The sequence below is a fragment of the Streptomyces sp. NBC_00400 genome, from assembly GCF_036048035.1.
Lineage (GTDB): Bacteria > Actinomycetota > Actinomycetes > Streptomycetales > Streptomycetaceae > Streptomyces.
In genome coordinates this window covers 5,946,622-5,965,507 of the sequence record NZ_CP107940.1, presented here as the reverse complement: position 1 = coordinate 5,965,507, position 18,886 = coordinate 5,946,622, and the positions used below count along the sequence as shown (strand labels likewise).

The 18,886-nt window shown below is 71.8% G+C and carries 15 protein-coding genes, 1 pseudogene and 1 riboswitch; of the genes and pseudogenes, 12 read left to right on the top strand and 4 right to left on the bottom strand.

Annotated features, from left to right (window positions below):
* The first annotated feature begins 260 nt into the window (after nt 1–260).
* The 6 genes from OHS81_RS26105 to OHS81_RS26080 all read left to right on the top strand — a co-directional run bounded on the left by OHS81_RS26105 (nt 261) and on the right by OHS81_RS26080 (nt 7,797).
* The gene (locus OHS81_RS26105) at nt 261–1,349 is read left to right on the top strand and encodes an MBL fold metallo-hydrolase (RefSeq protein ID WP_328387085.1); all 1,089 of its coding nucleotides are present in this window, start codon (nt 261–263) and stop codon (nt 1,347–1,349) included.
* A 140-nt stretch (nt 1,350–1,489) separates the two neighbouring features.
* Nucleotides 1,490–1,609: riboswitch (cobalamin riboswitch) on the top strand.
* Nucleotides 1,610–1,829: 220 nt separating this feature from the next.
* Nucleotides 1,830–3,134 carry a prenyltransferase/squalene oxidase repeat-containing protein gene (locus OHS81_RS26100; RefSeq protein ID WP_328387084.1) on the top strand — a complete coding sequence of 435 codons (1,305 nt, stop codon included), beginning with the start codon at nt 1,830–1,832 and terminating at the stop codon, nt 3,132–3,134.
* A complete protein-coding gene (locus OHS81_RS26095; protein WP_328387083.1) occupies nt 3,134–3,844 on the top strand; it encodes an SCO2322 family protein in 711 nt (236 codons plus the stop codon). Before OHS81_RS26100 ends, OHS81_RS26095 begins: the two co-directional genes overlap by 1 nt.
* Nucleotides 3,841–5,097 (top strand): CbiQ family ECF transporter T component, encoded by a 1,257-nt coding sequence (locus tag OHS81_RS26090; RefSeq protein ID WP_328387082.1) that lies wholly within the window; start codon nt 3,841–3,843, stop codon nt 5,095–5,097. The genes OHS81_RS26095 and OHS81_RS26090 overlap by 4 nt, the downstream gene beginning before the upstream one ends.
* Nucleotides 5,094–6,839: an ABC transporter ATP-binding protein gene (locus OHS81_RS26085; RefSeq protein ID WP_328387081.1), complete on the top strand. Its 1,746-nt coding sequence runs from the start codon at nt 5,094–5,096 to the stop codon at nt 6,837–6,839. Before OHS81_RS26090 ends, OHS81_RS26085 begins: the two co-directional genes overlap by 4 nt.
* Nucleotides 6,840–6,915: 76 nt before the next feature.
* Entirely contained in the window at nt 6,916–7,797 is an 882-nt protein-coding gene (locus tag OHS81_RS26080) for an ECF transporter S component (protein WP_328387080.1), read from the top strand.
* 59 nt (nt 7,798–7,856) lie between these two features.
* Here the strand turns inward: OHS81_RS26080 and OHS81_RS26075 are convergent, their stop codons facing one another.
* On the bottom strand, nt 7,857–9,221 hold the full coding sequence (locus OHS81_RS26075) for an alpha/beta hydrolase family protein (RefSeq protein ID WP_328387079.1): 1,365 nt from the start codon (nt 9,219–9,221) through the stop codon (nt 7,857–7,859).
* Nucleotides 9,222–9,487: 266 nt separating this feature from the next.
* Complete coding sequence (locus tag OHS81_RS26070) at nt 9,488–10,657, bottom strand: steroid 3-ketoacyl-CoA thiolase (RefSeq protein ID WP_328387078.1); 1,170 nt, start codon at nt 10,655–10,657, stop codon at nt 9,488–9,490.
* Between the two features lie 280 nt (nt 10,658–10,937).
* Here OHS81_RS26070 and OHS81_RS26065 point away from each other — a divergent pair, with 280 nt between their 5' ends.
* The 4 genes from OHS81_RS26065 to OHS81_RS26050 all read left to right on the top strand — a co-directional run bounded on the left by OHS81_RS26065 (nt 10,938) and on the right by OHS81_RS26050 (nt 14,566).
* Nucleotides 10,938–12,170 carry a cytochrome P450 gene (locus OHS81_RS26065; RefSeq protein WP_328387077.1) on the top strand — a complete coding sequence of 411 codons (1,233 nt, stop codon included), beginning with the start codon at nt 10,938–10,940 and terminating at the stop codon, nt 12,168–12,170.
* A gap of 390 nt (nt 12,171–12,560) precedes the next feature.
* Nucleotides 12,561–13,181, top strand: coding sequence for a DUF6230 family protein (locus OHS81_RS26060; protein WP_328387076.1), 621 nt, complete (start codon nt 12,561–12,563; stop codon nt 13,179–13,181).
* Nucleotides 13,172–13,717, top strand: a complete 546-nt coding sequence (locus OHS81_RS26055) for a DUF6114 domain-containing protein (RefSeq protein ID WP_328387075.1) — start codon at nt 13,172–13,174, stop codon at nt 13,715–13,717. Before OHS81_RS26060 ends, OHS81_RS26055 begins: the two co-directional genes overlap by 10 nt.
* A 150-nt stretch (nt 13,718–13,867) precedes the next feature.
* Nucleotides 13,868–14,566: a hypothetical protein gene (locus tag OHS81_RS26050; protein ID WP_328387074.1), complete on the top strand. Its 699-nt coding sequence runs from the start codon at nt 13,868–13,870 to the stop codon at nt 14,564–14,566.
* Nucleotides 14,567–14,702: 136 nt separating this feature from the next.
* Here the strand turns inward: OHS81_RS26050 and OHS81_RS26045 are convergent, their stop codons facing one another.
* Both OHS81_RS26045 and ctaD read right to left on the bottom strand, forming a co-directional pair.
* Nucleotides 14,703–15,038, bottom strand: coding sequence for a hypothetical protein (locus OHS81_RS26045; RefSeq protein ID WP_328387073.1), 336 nt, complete (start codon nt 15,036–15,038; stop codon nt 14,703–14,705).
* A gap of 134 nt (nt 15,039–15,172) precedes the next feature.
* Nucleotides 15,173–16,810: pseudogene (gene ctaD, locus OHS81_RS26040) on the bottom strand (aa3-type cytochrome oxidase subunit I); the annotation flags it as partial.
* 139 nt (nt 16,811–16,949) lie between these two features.
* Here ctaD and OHS81_RS26035 point away from each other — a divergent pair.
* Both OHS81_RS26035 and OHS81_RS26030 read left to right on the top strand, forming a co-directional pair.
* On the top strand, nt 16,950–17,606 hold the full coding sequence (locus OHS81_RS26035) for an RNA polymerase sigma factor (protein ID WP_328387072.1): 657 nt from the start codon (nt 16,950–16,952) through the stop codon (nt 17,604–17,606).
* Nucleotides 17,599–18,636, top strand: coding sequence for a CU044_5270 family protein (locus OHS81_RS26030; protein WP_328387071.1), 1,038 nt, complete (start codon nt 17,599–17,601; stop codon nt 18,634–18,636). Before OHS81_RS26035 ends, OHS81_RS26030 begins: the two co-directional genes overlap by 8 nt.
* The last annotated feature ends 250 nt before the right edge of the window (nt 18,637–18,886 follow it).

Sequence of the window (18,886 nt, the reverse complement as noted above, 5' to 3'; positions counted from 1 at the left end):
TCCGGGAGTTCTTCCGTTGCCGCACGCCGCACGCAGCACGCAGCACGCCGCATCAGAACTGCCCACCGACCCAGGAACTGATACCAGTTCTAGTTACAGGAGTCCACGGCGCGAGGCCGAATCCCAACTCCCGCAGCAGCACCGGTCACTTCGCGAGGTGACGCGGGAGCGGTTCGCACCGCAGACCAGTCACGTTGAAACCAGTTCTAGTTATAGTGAGGCCGGGTACCGGGTGTACGGCACACCGAGAGGGGACCGGGATGACGCCGCAGGCGACCGACCACAAGGGCGGGGTGTGGAGCATCGCCGTCCCCATCCCGGACAACCCGCTCGGACACACCCTCGTCCATCTCCTGGAGACCGACCGCGGACCGGTGCTCATCGACACCGGCTGGGACGACCCGGACTCCTGGACGACACTCGTCACCGGCATCAGCGCCTGCGGCTTCGCGCCCGCCGACCTCCACGGCGTCCTGATCACCCACCATCACCCCGACCACCACGGCCTCTCGGCCAAGGTGCGGGAGGCCTCCGGCGCGTGGATCGCCATGCATGCCGCGGACACCGCCGTGGTCCGCCGCACCCGCGAGGCCGAACCGGGCCGGTGGCTCGACCACCTGACCGCCAGGCTCGTGGCGGCGGGCGCGCCCGACGAGCATCTGGCACCGCTGCGGGAGGCCCGCGCGCATGGCCGCGGCCGGAAGTTCCCCGGGCAGGGGGCCGCACTGCCCGACCGTGACATCGGCCCCGGTGAACTGCTCGACCTGCCGGGGCGCCGGGTGCGCGCCATCTGGACACCGGGGCACACCCCGGGGCATGTGTGCCTCCACCTGGAGGAGGAGCACCCCTCGGGGCGGGTCGGCGGCTTCGGCCGGCTCTTCTCCGGGGACCACCTCCTCCCCGGCATCACCCCGCACATCGGCCTGTACGAGGATCCGAAGGGCGCGGAGGACCCGGAGGGCGCGGAGGACCCGGAGGACCCGGAGGGGGTCACCGTTCCCGACCCCCTGGGTGACTATCTCGGCTCCCTCGAACGCGTCGGCAGGCTCGCCCCCGCCGAGGTGCTGCCCGCCCACCAGCACGCTTTCACCGACGCCGGCGGACGGGTACGCGAGCTCATCGCGCACCACGAGGAACGGCTCCGCCGGCTGCGGGAACTGCTCCGCGAACCCCGTACCCCCTGGCAGCTCGCCATGGCCATGGAGTGGAACCGCCCCTGGGAGCAGATCCCTTACGCCTCCCGCAATATCGCCGTCTCGGAGGCCGAGGCCCATCTGCGCCGTCTGGTGAAACAGGGGCAGGCGGAGCGGGTGCCGGGGTCCGATCCGGTGCGGTACCAGGCGGTGTGAGGGAGACGGACTCAGGGGCAAAGGAAGGGGCGGGCTCGGGGCAAAGGCAGGGGCGGACTGAGGGCGGAGACAGGGGCCGGCTCAGGGGCGCTCCCGGCGCTCCCCGGCGCGGGGCCGGTTCGTACGGGCGAGCGAATGGCCCGGCGGACGCCGGTTAAGGTGTGCGGGACAACTTCATCCGTACCCGATCGGGGGAAGCCGGTGGAAATCCGGCGCTGACCCGCAACCGTGAGGACGCCCGCCCGCACCGTGCCCCCGGCCCGGCGTGGCGGGCCGTACGAGCCGGAGCACCCGACAGGGCACGACCAAGGCTCCCGCCACCGAACCGCCGCCCCTGCGGACGGCCGGTGCGCGGCACCGTCGAGGTATACGGAGCTGAGCCCGGTGCCACCGCGGCCGATGTACGTATCGGCACGCGAGTGGCCGGCCGAGCGTGGCTGCGTAGCATCGCCGCGACCCGACCCGAGAGGCACCGACCCGATGGCCCCCATGGCTTCCATGGCTCACCCGGCCCCTTTGACGCACTCCGTCGCCTTCCTGGCGCGCCGCGCCGCCACGGCGCTGGCGGCCGTGGCGGTGCTGGGCGCGGCCGCTGCCCCCGCCGCGTACGCCGACTCCGCTTCCGCCTCTCCCAAGAAGCTGCCCGCCGGGCTGTACGGCACCAAGGACCCGCAGTACGACGGGGTCTGGCGGCAGTCCCTCGCACTGCTGGCCCAGGACACCGTGGGCATCCGCCCCGCGGCGTCCGCCGTGCAGTGGCTGGCCGGACAGCAGTGCGCCGACGGCTCGTTCACCGCCTTCCGGGCCGAGCCGGGCACGCCCTGCGACGCCAAGACCGGGCGGGACACCAACCAGACGGCCGCCGCGGTGCAGGCGCTGGCCGCGCTCGGCGGGCACGGGGACACCGTGAAGAAGGCCGTGAGCTGGCTGAAATCGGTGCAGAACGACGACGGCGGCTGGAGCTCGATGGCCGGCTCGGCCAGCGATGCCAACTCCACTTCCGTGGTCATCGGCGCGCTCGCCGCGGCGGGTGAGAAGCCGGGGTCCGTGACCTCGAAGAAGGGCGGCAAGACCCCCTTCGACGCGCTGCTCACCTTCCGGCTGGGCTGCGAGGCGAAGGAGGATGCGCGCGGTGCGTTCACCTTCCAGCTCAAGGGGGCGGCCCCGAACGCGGACGCCACCGCGGCCGCCGCGACCGGAGCGCTCGGCAAGGGCTTTGTCGTCGAGCCGGCCGGCAAGGGCGCGGACACCCCCGTCAAGCCGCTGAGCTGCAAGGACGGCGACGACAAGAAGGCGGGCGGCAGCGATCCGGCACAGGCGGCCCAGGGCGGCTCCGGCTACCTCGTCGCCCAGCTCGACAAGAACGGGCAGCATCTGCTTTCCGCGATGCCGGGCGCAAAGGAGCAGCCGGATGTCGGCAACACCGCCGACGCCGTGGTGGCACTGGCGGCCGGCGCGCACACCACCGCCGCCGCGAAGCCGCTGAAGTGGCTGGAGAAGAACGCGGCGGGCTGGGCCAAGCAGAACGGCCCCGCCGCGTACGCCCAGTTGGTGCTGGCCGCCCATGCCACCGGCACGGACCCCCGCTCCTTCGGCGGCACCGATCTGGTGGCCGCGCTCAACGCCACCGGCCCCGAGCCGGCCGCCGCGGCGACGAAGGACGGCAAGGACGCCGACGGCTCCAAGGGCGGCGGCTTCGGCCTGGTGTGGATCATCGGCATCGGCCTCGCCATCGGTGCCGGCATCGGCTTCCTGCTGAGCAGCCGTAAGAAGACCCAGCTCTGATGCGGCAGTCCCGTCCGGTGCGGCGTACCGGGATCGCCGGAGCGGTGCTGCTGGCCGGTGCGGTCACCGGCCTGGCCGCCGGGCCCGCCCAGGCGCAGGAGTACCGCTACTGGTCCTTCTGGCACGGCAAGGGCAGCTCCTGGGCGTATGCCACCGAAGGGCCGGCCACGCTGCGGCCGGCCGACGGCGCGGTGGCGGGCTTCCGCTTCGCCGTCAGCGCCGATTCGGCCGCGGCCGGAAAGCCCCGTACGGCCGCCGCCTTCGACGCGATCTGCCACGGCACCCCCGCGAAGGACGGCCGCAAGCGGGTCGGCATCGTCATCGACTTCGGCACCGCGACGGATGCGCCCGGCGGGGAGCGGCCGCCGAAGCCCAGGACGGAGTGCGCCCAGGTGGCGGAGGACGCCTCGGCGGGCGAGGCGCTGGCGGCGGTGGCCCGGCCGCTGCGCTATGACTCCCGCGCCTTGCTGTGTGCCATCGCCGGCTACCCGGAGGCGGGGTGCGCGGAACAGGTGGAGGGAGCGAAGGAGCCCGCGTCGTCCGCCGCGCCGTCTTCGGGCGCGTCGGCGGACGGGAGCGACGCGGGCAGCGGCGGTGACGCAAGCGGTGCGGGCGACGGCGGCCCGTCCGCCGGGCTGGTCGGCGGGGTCGCGGCCGTCGTCGTACTGGGCGCGGCGGCGGTGTGGCAGGCGCGCCGCCGACGCGGATGAGCGCCCCGCAGGCGACCCGCACCACCGCGCTGCACGCCGGCGCCTGGTGGCTGTGGGCACTCGGCCTGGCCACCGCGGCCTCCCGCACCACGAATCCCCTGCTGCTGGGACTGCTGGTGGGGGTGGCCGGCTATGTCGTCGCGGCCCGCCGTACGAACGCGCCGTGGGCCCGTTCGTACGGGGCGTTCGTCAAGCTCGGGCTGGTCGTGATCGCCATCCGGCTGCTCTTCGCCTTTGTCCTCGGCTCGCCGATCCCCGGTACGCACACCCTGGTCACGCTGCCCGAAGTGCCGCTGCCCAGCTGGGCGAAGGGCGTCCGGATCGGCGGCCGGGTCACCGCCGAGGGCATGGTCTTCGCGCTGTACGACGGGCTGAAACTGGCCACTCTCCTCATTTGCGTGGGCGCCGCCAATGCGCTGGCCAACCCGGCCCGGCTGCTGAAGTCGCTGCCCGGTGCGCTCTACGAGGCGGGCGTCGCGGTCGTCGTCGCGATGACCTTCGCACCGAACCTGGTCGCCGATGTCCAGCGGCTGCGTGCCGCGCGCCGGCTGCGCGGCCGCCCGGACCGCGGTTTCACGGCGCTCCTCCAGGTCGGGCTGCCGGTCCTGGAGGGCGCTCTGGAACGCTCGGTGGCACTGGCCGCGGCCATGGACGCACGCGGCTACGGCCGCACGGCCGAGGTGCCGCCCGCGGTACGGCGCCTCACCTCCGTCCTCACTCTCGGCGGGCTGCTCGGCATCTGCGCCGGGACGTACGGGCTGCTGGGCGATGCCGGCGGCGGCTACGGGCTGCCGCTGCTGCTGGCCGGGCTGGCGGCGGCGCTCGCCGGGCTGTGGCTCGGCGGCCGCAGGTCGGTGCGCAGCCGCTACCGGCCCGACCGGTGGGGCGCCCGCGCCTGGCTGGTCGCGGGCTCCGGTATCGCCGTCGCCGCCCTGGTGATCTGGGCGAACGACTACGCAGCCACCGCCCTCCACCCGCCCGCGGTCCCGCTCACCGCCCCGGTCCTCCCCCTCTGGCCGGCCGCCTCCGTTCTCGTGGGGCTGCTACCCGCGTTCGTCGCCCCGCTCCCGCCGGGCACGGGCCGGGCGGACCGGGCGGACGAGGCATGCCGGGCGGACGGGGCATGCCGGGCGGACGGGGCGGAACAGGCGGGCCGAACAGCCAGGACAAGCAGAGCAAGCAGGGCAGCCAGGGCCGCGTCCCGTGGCCGTGCCCCCGATGGCGATCCGCACGCGAAGGAGCCCACCCAGTGATCCGGTTCGAGCAGGTCTCGGTCACCTACGGGGACGCCGCGGCGCCCGCCGTCCAGGGCATCGACCTGACCGTCCCCGAGGGCGAACTCTGTCTCCTGGTCGGCCCTTCCGGCGTCGGCAAGTCCACCGTCCTGAACGCCGTGTGCGGCCTGGTCCCGCACTTCACCGGCGGCACCCTGCGCGGCCGGGTCAGCGTCGACGGACGGGACACCCGCACCCATAAGCCGCGTGAACTGGCCGACGTCGTAGGCACGGTGGGCCAGGACCCGCGGGCACACTTCGTCACCGACACCGTCGAGGACGAACTCGCCTACGGGATGGAGTCGCTGGGCCTCGCACCCGACGTGATGCGCCGCCGTGTCGAGGAGACCCTGGACCTGTTGGGCCTGGCCGAACTCCGCGACCGCGCCCTCGCCACCCTCTCGGGCGGCCAGATGCAGCGGGTGGCGATCGGCTCGGTCCTCACCACCCACCCCAAGGTCCTGGTCCTCGACGAACCGACGTCGGCACTCGACCCCGCCGCCGCCGAAGAGGTCCTTGCCGTCCTCCAACGCCTCGTCCACGACCTCGGCACCACGGTCCTGCTCGCCGAACACCGCCTGGAGCGGGTGGTCCAGTACGCCGACCAGGTCATCCTGCTCCCGTCCCCCGGCGCGCCCCCGGTCATCGGCACCCCCGCCGACATCATGGCCGTCTCCCCCGTCCACCCCCCGGTGGTGGCCCTGGGCCGCCTGGCCCGCTGGTCGCCGCTCCCGCTGTCCGTACGCGACGCCCGCCGGAAGGCCGCGCCCCTGCGCGAGCGGCTGGCGGGAGTCAGGCCGCCGGCACCGGAGACGCGTACGGGTACGGGTACAGGGACGGGGACGGGCACGGGCGGGGGCACGAGCACAGGTACGGGTACGGGCCGGGGCCCGGTGGGCTCGCCGGTGGTGCCGCCCCCGGCTTCTGCGGGCACGCCGGCCTCTGCCGGCTCCCCCGCCGGTGCCGCCGCGGTCGTCCGTGGGCTCAGTGTCCGCCGGGGGCGGACCGAGGCGCTGCACCAGGTGGATCTGACCGTGCGGGGCGGCGAGATGCTGGCCTTGATGGGGCGGAACGGCGCGGGGAAGTCCACCCTGCTCACCACCCTCGTCGGTATGCACGCACCGTTCTCCGGGACGGTGCGGGTCGGTGGCGTCACCCCGCACCGCACCAGCCCGCGAGCCCTCCTGCGGCATGCCGGCCTCGTCCCCCAGGAGCCTCGCGACCTCCTGTACGCCGACACCGTCGCGGCCGAGTGCACCGCGGCCGACCAGGACGCGGACGCCGCCCCCGGCAGCTGCCGGGCCCTGGTCACCCGGCTGCTGCCGGACGTCCCCGACTTCGTCCATCCCCGCGATCTGTCCGAGGGCCAGCGCCTCGCCCTGGCCCTGGCCATCGTGCTGACCGCCCGTCCTCCGCTGCTCCTCCTCGACGAGCCCACCCGCGGCCTGGACTACGCCGCCAAGGCCCGTCTGATCGAGGTGCTGCGGGCACTGGCCGCCGAGGGCCACGCCATCGTCCTGGCCACCCATGACGTGGAACTCGCCGCCGAACTGGCCCACCGGGTCGTCCTCCTGGCCGACGGTGAGATCGTCGCCGACGGTCCCACCGATGAGGTCGTGGTTTCCTCTCCCTCCTTCGCACCGCAGGTCGCCAAGGTGCTCTCCCCGCTGCCCTGGCTGACCGTTTCCCAGGTGGCACACGCTCTGGAGGCCCCCGCATGAGCACACGCCCCGGAGACCGCCGCATGAGTGCACACCCCGGAGGCCGCCGCATGAGTGCACACCCCGGAGGCCCCGTATGAGCGCACACCCGCACCGGCCGGAGGGCGACGGGCCGCGCACCGGTCCCGGCCGCCGGGCCCGTGCCGTACGGCTCGGTCCCCGCTCCATCGCCGCGCTGGTTCTCGTCTCAGCCATCGGCGTGATGGCCTTCGGGTGGCCGCTGCTCGCCGACTCCGCCTCCGGGCTCGCCCATTCCCGGGACGCGCCCTGGCTGTTCGCCGCGTTGCTGCCGATGCTGCTCGCCGTGGTCGTGGCGACCATCGCCGACACCGGCCTGGACGCGAAGGCCATCGCGATGCTCGGCGTCCTGGCCGCGGCCGGAGCCGCGATGCGCCCGCTGGGCGCGGGGACGGCCGGTATCGAGCCGATGTTCTTTCTGATGGTGCTGTCGGGGCGAGTGCTCGGGCCCGGCTTCGGGTTCGTGCTGGGGTCCGTGGCGATGTTCGCGTCGGCGCTGCTGACCGGCGGTGTCGGCCCGTGGATGCCGTTCCAGATGCTGTCGATGGGGTGGGTGTCGATGGGCGCCGGCCTGCTGCCGGGGCCCGACCGGCTGCGCGGCCGCCGTGAACTGGCCGTGCTCGCCGCCTACGGAGCCGTCTCCGCCCTCCTCTACGGCCTGGTCATGAACCTTCAGGGCTGGCCCTATATCGGCGGCATGGCCTCGGGGGTCTCCTTCGTCCCCGGGGACCCGCTCGACCAGAACCTCGCCCGCTACCTCGCCTACTGCCTCGCCACGTCCCTCGGCTGGGACCTCCCCCGGGCCCTGGCCACCGTGCTCCTCACCTGCACGCTGGGCGGCACCGTCCTCAAGGCCCTGCGCCGCGCCACCCGCCGGGCGGCCTTCGACGTCCCCGTCTCCTTCACTCGCGATCCCCCCGGAGGGGCCGCCGCCCCGTGACCGGTGCGGTGCTGCCCGGGGCAGCACCGCCGGACCGGCTTGACGCCGCCTGAGCGGTGTCAGCGGGCGACCGGCAGGGCGCGGGCTATGGACGGTTCCGAGCGCAGGAACGAGGTGCCGTGACCGGCGTCGGCGCCCTGGTCGATGACCGTGGCCCGGGTGCCGTGGCCGGCCAGATCCTTTGCACAGCTACGGGCGTTGGCTATGGGCACGTCACGGTCGCCGGTGGCGGTGTACAGCGTGATCCGCACGCCCCGGCCCGGCTTCCATTCGCAGGTACGGTCGTTGGCGCGGAGGGCTTCGAGCAGGGCGCCGGAAGGGTGCTGGAGCTTCTTGTACCAGGTCTGGGTGAGCAGGTCTTCGATGCGGGCGGGGAGCTTTCCGACGATGTCCTCCTCCGAGTGGCTGCCGTCGAAAAGGTCCTCGACGCGGTGGGCGTAGGGCGCACGGAACACTTCGCCCGGATCGCGGTAGAGGGGGTGCAGACGGTTCTGTGCGGTGAGGAAGTAGGAGAGGTAGTAGACGGCGGCCCCGGGAGCGATACGACCGTCGAATATGCCGGGGAGTTCGCTGCCGTCGAGGTCGTACGGCCCGCCGACCGGGGCGAGCATCCCCGGCCGGAATCGGGGATCGGCGCCGCGGGCGAGTTCACGGCCCAGTTCCATGGTGGCCTGCCCGCCCTGCGAGAAGCCGGTCAGTGACACCGTGCGGCCGAGGGTGGCGCCGAGTTCCGGGGCGGCGGAACGCGCTGCCCGGAGCATGTCGAGGGAAGCCGAGGCGGCGGACCGGGCGTCCATGTAGGGGTGGTGCCCGGGGCCGGCGCCGAGGCCGAGGTAGTCGGGGGCGAGGGCGGCGCGACCGGCCGAGGCGTACAGCACCGACACCGCGCGGTCGGGCCCTTCCGCCACCGACGGGGCGTCGGCCCGGTAGGCGAGGGTGCCGTGACCGTGGACGACGGGTGGGAGAGGCCGACGGCCGCTGCCGACGGGGAGGGCCAGCAGGCCCGACGCGGTGGTGGGGCGGCCTTCGGGCGTGATCGTGCGGTAGATCAGGCGGTATGCGGCGACGCCGTGCCGGGCGGTGCCGGCCTCCAGGCCTTGCTTCTGCGCCCGGGCCACGACCTCGGCGCGGTTCTGCCGGCCGAGGGGCGTGAGGGAGAGGAGCGTCCCTCGCTTCTGGGCCGTGCTCGGCACGGAGCCGGTGGTCGTCCGTGCGGCGGCGCGGGCGCCCTGTGCGGCACCCGGAGTCAGGTGTGACGGTGCCGCCAGCGCGGCCGGGGCCGTCGTCAGCACTGTCAGCGCGAGAGCGGCTCCCGCGGCCAGTGCACGCGGCACGCACCGTTGTCCGCGTAATGCCCCCGGCTCGGCCGGTGCACCGGACGCGGCGGAAGGTGCATGCTGTTGCTGCGCGGCGTTCTTCGTCATGTCGTCGACGCTACGGAGAGCGCGTGCCCCGCGGAATGCGGGTTTCCCCCCAACTCAACTGAGGTTTCCCTCAGGGTGGAGAGAATCCCCCCGCGGCCCCGCACCCCCGATGCGGGGCAACCGACCCCGACCCCGACCCCGGCCCAAGCCCAAGCCCAAGCCCAGGCCTCGGCCCAAGCCCAGGCCTCGGCCCTGGCCCTGGCCCCGGACCCGGCAACCGTCCTTCCCCTCGCGGTGACAGCCACCGGCGCCCGCCCCGCCAGGCCCTACAGCCGCTGGATGATCGTCCCCGTCGCCAGTGCCCCGCCCGCGCACATGGTGATCAGGGCGAACTCCTTGTCCCGGCGTTCGAGTTCGTGGAGTGCGGTGGTGAGGAGCCGGGCGCCGGTGGCGCCGACCGGGTGGCCCAGGGCGATCGCGCCGCCGTTCACGTTCACCTTCTCCAGGTCCTGCTCGAAGACCTGCGCCCAGGAGAGCACCACGGAGGCGAAGGCTTCGTTGATCTCGACGAGGTCGATGTCCTTGAGGGACATCCCGGCCTTGCCGAGCACGGCCCGGGTGGCGTCGATGGGACCGTCCAGGTGGAAGTGCGGATCGGAGCCGACCAGCGCCTGGGCCACGATGCGGGCCCGCGGCTTGAGCTTGAGGGCGCGTGCCATGCGCTTGGAGGCCCACATCACCGCGGCGGCACCGTCGGAGATCTGCGAGGAGTTGCCCGCCGTGTGGACGGCGGTCGGCATCACGGGCTTGAGGCCGCCCAGGGCCTCCAGGCTGGTGTCGCGCAGCCCTTCGTCGTGGTCGACCAGCCGCCACATGCCCTGGCCCGCGGCCTGTTCGTCCTCGGTGGTGGGGACCTGGACGGCGAACGTCTCCCGTTTGAAGCGTTCCTCGGCCCAGGCGGCGGCCGCCCGTTCCTGGGAGCGCAGGCCGAGCGAGTCGACGTCCGCACGGCTCAGCCCCCGCTTGCGGGCGATCCGTTCGGCCGCCTCGAACTGGTTGGGCAGGTCGACGTTCCACTCGTCGGGCCAGGGCTTGCCGGGGCCGTGTTTGGAGCCGCTGCCCAGCGGCACCCGGGACATCGCCTCGACGCCGCAGCCGATGCCGATGTCGATGACCCCGGCCGCGATCATGTTGGCGACCATGTGGTTGGCCTGCTGGGAGGAGCCGCACTGGCAGTCCACCGTGGTCGCGGCGGTCTCGTACGGGAGGCCCATCGCCAGCCAGGCGTTGCGTGCCGGGTTCATGGACTGTTCACCGGCGTGGGTGACGGTGCCGCCGACGATCTGTTCGACGCAGTCGGGCTGGATGCCCGTACGGGCGAGGAGTTCGCGGTAGGTCTCGCCCAGGAGATAGGCGGGGTGCAGGTTGGCGAGCGCGCCTTGGCGCTTGCCGATCGGGGTGCGTACTGCTTCGACGATGACGGGTTCCGCGGCCATGACTGACTCGTCCTCTCCTCGCGTCCGCGGGGCGTCCCGGCACCCACGGAAGAAGAACTAGTACGCGTTCTAGTTCTGCCACAGTCTTATGAGCCACCCCCCGGGACGCAAGGGGCATGCAACGCTGTTGTCCGGAAAGGGAGTCGCCACGACCCTTGCTAGTTACAGAACTCGTCACTACGTTCACCGCGACCCATATCTGATGCACCGTCAGACACCGCCGGGCGCCGGACACCGCCCGACGCCAGACGCCGGCCGCCGGATGGACCAGGAGTCGCCGATGCCATGCCCCGCATTGCCCGAAGGGTTCGACTTCACCGACCCCGACGTCTACCAGTCCCGCGTTCCGCTCCCGGAGTTCGCGCAGTTGCGGCAGACCGCGCCCGTGTGGTGGAACGCCCAGCCGCACGGCATCGCCGGTTTCGGTGACGACGGCTATTGGGTGGTCACCCGTCACCAGGACGTCAAAGAGGTGTCCACCAAGCCGGAGATCTTCTCCGCGAACCTCAACACCTCGATCATCCGCTTCCAGTCGTCCATGACCCGCGACCAGATCGACGTCCAGAAGCTGATCATGCTCAACATGGACCCGCCCGAGCACACCCGGGTCCGCCAGATCGTGCAGCGCGGCTTCACCCCGCGCGCCATCCGCGCCCTGGAGGACGCGCTGCGCGACCGGGCGGCGCACATCGTCGCCGGGGCGCGCCGGAAGGGCTCCGGCGACTTCGTCACCGATATCGCCTGCGAACTCCCCCTCCAGGCCATCGCGGAACTCATCGGCATCCCCCAGGACGACCGGGCCCGGATCTTCGACTGGTCGAACAAGATGATCGCGTACGACGATCCCGAACTGGCCATCACCGAAGAGGTCGGCGTCAACGCGGCCATGGAGCTGATCTCGTACGCCATGAACCTCGCCGCGGCGCGCAAGGAGTGCCCGGCCAAGGACATCGTCAGCCGGCTGGTCGCGGCGGAGCACGAGGGGAATCTCGGCTCGGACGAGTTCGGCTTCTTCGTGCTGCTGCTGGCGGTGGCCGGCAACGAGACGACGCGCAATGCCATCACCCACGGGATGCACGCCTTCCTCACCCATCCCGACCAGTGGGAGCTCTACAAACGCGAGCGCCCCGGGACGACGGCCGAGGAGATCGTGCGGTGGGCGACGCCGGTGGTCTCCTTCCAGCGCACCGCCACCCAGGACACCGAACTGGGCGGGGCGAAGATCAAGAAGGGGCAGCGGGTGGGGATCTTCTACTCCTCCGCCAACCACGACCCGGAGGTCTTCGACCACCCCGAGGTCTTCGACATCACCCGCGACCCCAACCCCCACCTGGGGTTCGGCGGCGGCGGGCCGCACTTCTGCCTCGGCAAGTCCCTTGCGGTCCTGGAGATCAACCTGATCTTCAACGCGCTCGCCGACGCCATGCCCGGCATCAGCCTGGCGGGCGACCCGCGCCGGCTCCGCTCGGCCTGGCTCAATGGGGTCAAGGAGCTTCAGGTCCACTACGGCTGAGCCGACGGGCACAACGGACAATGGTCGGCGGCCGACGGTCGGCGGCCGCCGATCACCGGCGGCGAGCGGCCAACGGCGAGCGGCGAGAGGCCGGCAGCGAGCGGCGAAAGCCGGACCGACGGTATGTCCGAAAACGGTTCCGCCCTCAACCTTGCCAGCCGCCATGGGCAGACTTACATTCAACTCGCCAGTAACAATTGGCAGTTCGACATTTTCGCGCACCGCTCGACGCCGCGCACCCCCGAGCCGCACGACGTCCCCCATGGATGCCCAGGCCGGCTCTCCGCGCGACGTCAGCACCAACCGCATCTTGCGCATCCGCACCTTGCGCAACCGCACCCCACGCGTTCGACAGTGCGCTCCACCGCTCTCCGAAGGGGACATACCATCATGAAGGACGCACACGGCAGACCTGTCACGGGACGTATCAGCTGGCGGAAGTTCGCCGTGCTGTCCGTCCCGGCCCTCGCCGGCACCGCCGCCCTGGGCATCGCCCTGGCCAACGGGGCACTGGCGGCATCGTTCGCCGTCTCGGGACAGCAGTTCAAGGTCTCCGCAGACAGCCTCAAGGGCGAAGGGTTCGCCCAGTACGGCGGCGTGGACGCGAACGCCAGGGGAGATCTCCTGCCGGTCGCCGTCACCGCCATCAAGTCGGCCCAGATGAACCACCTGTGCCAGTCGGTCGTCACCCACCTGCCGGTCATCGGCGATATCTCGCTCAACCTCAGCGCCGGTACGGGCGGCAAGCCCGTCGAGGCGACCAATCTCTTCGTGGACGCCACCCAGCTCTCCGGCGATGCGACCTTCCACCAGATCGAGATCGGCCGGGACGCCTCCACCCTCGACAAGGGGCCGGACAGCGCCCAGGGCATGCAGGACCTGTTCGCCCAGCAGGCCGATGACATCAACATCGGCAACCTCCGGCAGACCGCCTGGGCCACCAACGCGGGGACCTTCAAGCTGTCCGGCCTCAACATGAAGATCTCCAAGGGCAAGAAGGAATGCTTCTGACCTGGCGGCGCTGGCGGAGGGGGCGGCCCTTCTGGGGCGGCCTGGCGGCCGTCGTCGCCGGCGCCGAGATCTGCGCCATCCCGCTGGCACCGCTGAAGATCATGCTGCAACAGGGCATCGCGGGCATCCCGTCGGTGCTGATGGGGCTGGTGATGATCGTGATGGGGCTCTCGGCGTGGTTCGCGCCGCACTACCGGGGCCTCGCGGGCGTGCTCACCGTGCTGTGCGCGGCGGCCGCGCTGGTGATGTCCAACCTCGGCGGCTTCTTGATCGGCACCATCATCGGGATTCTCGGCGGCTCGATGATCTTTGCCTGGCAGCCGGTCGCCCCGACGGATCCCGAAGGCTCCGCCACCACCGCAACCGCCACAACCGCCACAACCGCCACTGCTCCCACGGCCGTTGCCGAGTCCGGGACCATTGCCGAACCCGGAGCCCGTGCCGAACCCGGAGCCCGTGCCGAACCCGGAGCCCGTGCCGAGCCCGGAGCCCGTGCCGAGCCCGGCAGCAGTGCGCCGGCCCCCAGCGAACCGTAAGCCCGCCGCCGGCCGGCGTCCGCCCGTACGCACATCCCCACGCCTTGCCCGCGTACGGAACCGGAGCGCTGCCCGCATCACCCACGCGCACCACACCCTCCGGCACCACCCGCTCCCTCCGGCACCCCACCCCCTCGAAGGAGACCCGCGATGACCATGACGCAGCCCGCCCGGCACACACCCCGTCAGCACGCCTTACTCACCGCCGGTACCGGGGTCGTCGCGGCCCTCGGTCTGTCGCTCGCCATGACGGGCTCGGCGACGGCACAGCCCGCCGCCGCCGCATCCGCCCCGGCAGCGTCCACGACCGTGAGCCCCGCAGGCCACAGCTTCACCGCCGCGCTCAGCGGCAAGGCCACCTTCAAGGCCGGTTCGGTGACCGTCACCTGTACGGTCTCTTCCTCCAGCGGGCAGGTTCCGGCCGCGCCCGGCAACCAGAACCCGGCGGGCCCGGTCAGCAGCTCCACCACTCCGGCCACCTACAGCTCCTGCTCGACGAGCATGCCGGGTGTCAGCGCGAGTGTCACCACCAGCGGCACCTGGGGCGTGGCCATGCAGAACGGGGCGCCGGTGACCGCCGGACTGACCATCCCCGTCGGCGGTTTCGTGCTCAAGACCAGCGGTCTGGCGTCCTGCACGGTGACCGCGGCCCCCACCTCGGCAGCAACGGTGAACGGCACCTGGACCAACGGCGCGCCCTCCGCTCTCGGCTTCACCAACGCACAGGTGCCGGTGAAGGTGACGGGCGGTTTCGGCTGCCCGACCAGCGCGACCACCTCGACGTTCAACGCCGTCTACAAGGTCAGTGACACCACCGACCCCGCGTCCCAGATCACCGTCACGGCCTGAGCGGCGGACGGGCCACGGGTGACGGGCCGTGGTGAGCGGGCGTCACCCGTTACCGCCCCGGGGGACGTTCGCCCGCCCGTTCCCGCCCCGGGGACGTCCGCCCGTTCCCGGGGCACAGCGGGCCGTCGCGTCGCTCTCAGCGTACGGCCAGGCCGGCGGCCGCTACGGTCACCAGCGCCGCCACGGCCACCGTGCCGCTCAGGAGCCCGGTGATCAGCCGTCGCCGCAGGGCCCGGTAGACGTCTTCGTATTCGGTCCGCAGAGTGGCGCTGCGGACCGCGATGCGCTCCAGGTAGGCGCGTGAGGTATCGCGCTGGTCCCGGCAGTAGCGCCACTCCACTTCCCGCCGCTGGGAGTCGGTGAGCCAGGGCAGGCCGGCACAGAAGGCCTGGGCGCGGGTGCGGGTCCGGTCCTTCTCCGCCTCCCAGAGGAGAAATCCCTCGATCTCGTTGATGGCCTGGTCCCACTGCATTTCCTCACCCCTCTGCTTTTCCTCGCGCCGCTGCACTTCCTCGCCCCTGCGCACTTCCTCACTCCGCCGCATTTCCGCGCCTCTCCGCGTTCCCGCACTCCTTCGCATTCCCTCGCTCCTTCGCATTCCCTCGCTCATGTACGTGCCCCGATGCCGGCGGCAGGCGTTTTCCCGGCGGCATCCGCCAGGGCCTCCCTGCCTCCTGCGATTTCCGGGTGGTGCAGGTCGAATGCCGGGGATTCGGAGCGAATGCGCGGCAGGGTGCGGAAGTTGTGCCGCGGCGGCGGGCAGGACGTCGCCCACTCCAGCGAGCGGCCGTAGCCCCACGGGTCGTCGGCCTCGACCTTCTCGCCGTACTTCGCCGTCTTCCAGATGTTGTAGAAGAACGGCAGCAGGGAGAGCCCGAGAAGGAAGGAGAAGATGCTGGAGACGGTGTTCAGGGCGGTGAATCCGTCCGCGGCGAGATAGTCGGGGATACGCCGCACCATGCCCTCGGCACCCAGCCAGTGCTGGACGAGGAAGGTGCCGTGGAAGCCCACGAACAGCGTCCAGAAGGTGATCTTGCCCAGCCGCTCGTCCAGCATCTTGCCGGTGAACTTCGGCCACCAGAAGTGGAAGCCCGCGAACATCGCGAAGACGACCGTGCCGAACACCACGTAGTGGAAGTGCGCCACCACGAAGTACGAGTCCGAGACGTGGAAGTCCATCGGCGGCGAGGCCAGGATGACACCGGTCAGACCACCGAAGGTGAAGGTGATCAGGAAGCCGATCGTCCACAGCATCGGCGTCTCGAAGGACAGCGAGCCCTTCCACATCGTGCCGATCCAGTTGAAGAACTTCACACCGGTCGGCACCGCGATCAGGAACGTCATGAACGAGAAGAACGGCAACAGCACACCGCCCGTTGCATACATGTGGTGCGCCCACACCGTGACCGACAGACCGGCAATCGACACCGTCGCCGCGATCAGACCCATGTAACCGAACATCGGCTTCCGGGAGAACACCGGAATGACCTCGGAAATGATGCCGAAGAACGGCAAAGCGATGATGTACACCTCAGGATGGCCGAAGAACCAGAAGAGATGCTGCCAGAGCAACGCCCCGCCATTTGCCGCATCGAAGACATGCGCCCCGAATTTACGGTCCGCCTCCAGCGCGAACAGCGCCGCCGCCAGCACCGGGAAGGCCAGCAGGACCAGCACACCGGTCAGCAGCACATTCCAGGTGAAGATCGGCATCCGGAACATCGTCATGCCGGGTGCCCGCATGCAGATGATCGTCGTGATGAAGTTGACCGAACCGAGGATCGTGCCGAAGCCCGAGAAGGCCAGACCCATGATCCACATATCGCCGCCGACACCGGGGGAATGCACGGCGTCGGAGAGCGGTGCATACGCGAACCAGCCGAAGTCCGCCGCCCCTTGAGGCGTCAGAAATCCCCCCACCGCGATCAGCGAACCGAAGAGATAGAGCCAGTACGCGAACATGTTCAGCCGGGGAAAGGCGACGTCGGGCGCGCCGATCTGCAGCGGCATGATCCAGTTCGCGAAGCCGGCGAACAGCGGCGTCGCGAACATCAGCAGCATGACCGTGCCGTGCATCGTGAACGCCTGGTTGAACTGCTCGTTCGACAGGAGCTGATGGCCCGGACGGGCGAGCTCGGCGCGCATCAGCAGCGCCATCAGTCCGCCGACGCAGAAGAATGCGAAGGCGGTGACCAGGTACAGCGTGCCGATCGTCTTGTGGTCGGTGGTCGTCAGCCACTTCACGGGAGATCTCATGCCCCGTAGGTGTCCGCAGCCGCCGCGGACGTCACACGAGGCGAGGAACGGCGGGCCCTGACGGCCGGTGGGAAGTCTCACCCAGGGGAGGTGTGACGATCAAGGCCATGCCGGACACCAAGGGTTCATGAGCACGGACGACGCCTTCGCCGAGGCCTATCGCGCGCACTACTGGGCGGTCAGCCGCTTCGTGGCGCGACGGCTGGACGGGCAGGCACACGAGGTCGAGGAAGTGGTGGCGGAGGTCTTCTCCATAGCCTGGAGACGCCGCACCGAACTCCCCGATGCGCCACTGCCCTGGCTGTACGGGGTGGCCCGGAACTGTCTGGCCAATACGCTGCGGGGGCTGGGCCGTTACCGGCGGCTGCTGCACCGGCTCGGCAACCACGAGGCGGCGCAACAACGGCAGACCGTGGAAAGCCCGGACGCGGAGCGGCCCGGCTCCTGGGTGCACGAGGCGCTGGCCCGGCTCTCCCCCGCCGACCGGGAGGTGCTGCGCCTGACGGCCTGGGAGGAACTGACCGTCGAGGAGCTGGCGGTGACCCTCGGCTGCGGCCGGAGCGCGGCGGCCATGCGGCTGCATCGGGCACGCGGCCGGCTCCGTACGCAGATCGAGCGGATGCGGCAGAGAGGCGCCGCCCGGCCCGACGCACCCCCGCCACGGCCCGACGCGCCCCCTGCACAGCCACCGTCACTCCCTGCACCGCCGCCCTCACCACCCACGCCGCCCAGAGTTGCCCACCACCCCGTACCGACCCGAGCCGGAGGCCGCAGCCATGACTGAGGAACTGGAGCTGCTGCGGCAGGCCGACCCCGTCTCCGCCGAGGAGGGGCCCTGGCGCGACCGCCCGCTGACCGCGTCGGCCGAGGCCCGCCTGCAGGCATTGACGGCCGGCACGGTCCCCGGCAGCCGTCCGCGTCCCGTGCGCCGCCGCCGTCTGGTGCTGGGCCTGACCGCCACCGCCGTGTCGACGGCCGTCGTCGCCGCCCTCGTACTCACCTTTTCCGGTGTCGGCAGCGGCCCCGCCGTCGCGGCGCCCGTCGCCCTCGCCCTGCACGCCGATGCGCCGTCCGTCTCGCTGGACGTCCTCGCCCGCAGGGCGGAAGCCAGGGCGCGGGCGGCCGGTGCCGCGGACGGGCCGAGCCGGGGCAGCCATCTGCAGAGCTGGTACATGAGCATGGAGTCGGGCCCCGACGCCGATCCGCCCGTCACCGTGCCCGAGGAGCGCATCACCCGCTGGCACGACGACGGCAGCGGCTCGGAACTGGTCGTGGCCACCGACCCCCGGCACCCGGGCCGCCCGGTGATCCACGACAACGACGGTCACTGGCAGACCGTCAGCGACGGCAAGGTACTGCACCGCAAGACCTATCCGGCGGGCTCCGAAGCCCAGCACAGCGGCCTCGCTTCCCGTACGAGGCCGTCGACCGACCCCGCGGCGCTGCGCGAACAGCTGTCGTGGCTGTACGGCGGTCCCGGCGGCACCCGTACGACTCCGGAGCTCCTGCAGGCGCTCTCCTCCTTCCGTCAGGAGTGGACGCCGGGGCCGCGCGAGACGGCCGCCATCGTCCGGATGCTGGCCGATGCGGACGGGCTGCGGCAGGCGGGCGTGGTCACCGACCGGCTGGGCCGGCGCGGGCAGGCGTATGTGTACGACGGGCCCGACGGCGCCGCGAACTCCACCCGCCAGATGGTGATCCTCGATCCGCGCACCGGGGAACTCCTGGGGCTGGAGATCACCTTCACCAAGGACGCGCCGGACTTCAGGATCAAGTCGGGGGAGGTCATGTCGTACGAGGCGTGGATGCCGTGAGGAGTGGATGCCGTGAGGCACGGACGCCCTGAGGCGTGGCTGCCGGAGCTGCGGCTGCCCTGGCGACGCGGGGGCGCACCGTGGCGGCCGGCCGGGCCCGCGCCCGAGTGGCGGGGCCGGCGGCCATGGCCGATCCTTGAGGGAACGCGACGATCCACATCGGCGCGGCGGTCCGAAGTGTGCCGCCGCGCCGCTTCCATGCCGGCCCGCGCCGCTTCCATGCCGGCCGCGGCACCCCTATGCGTGCACC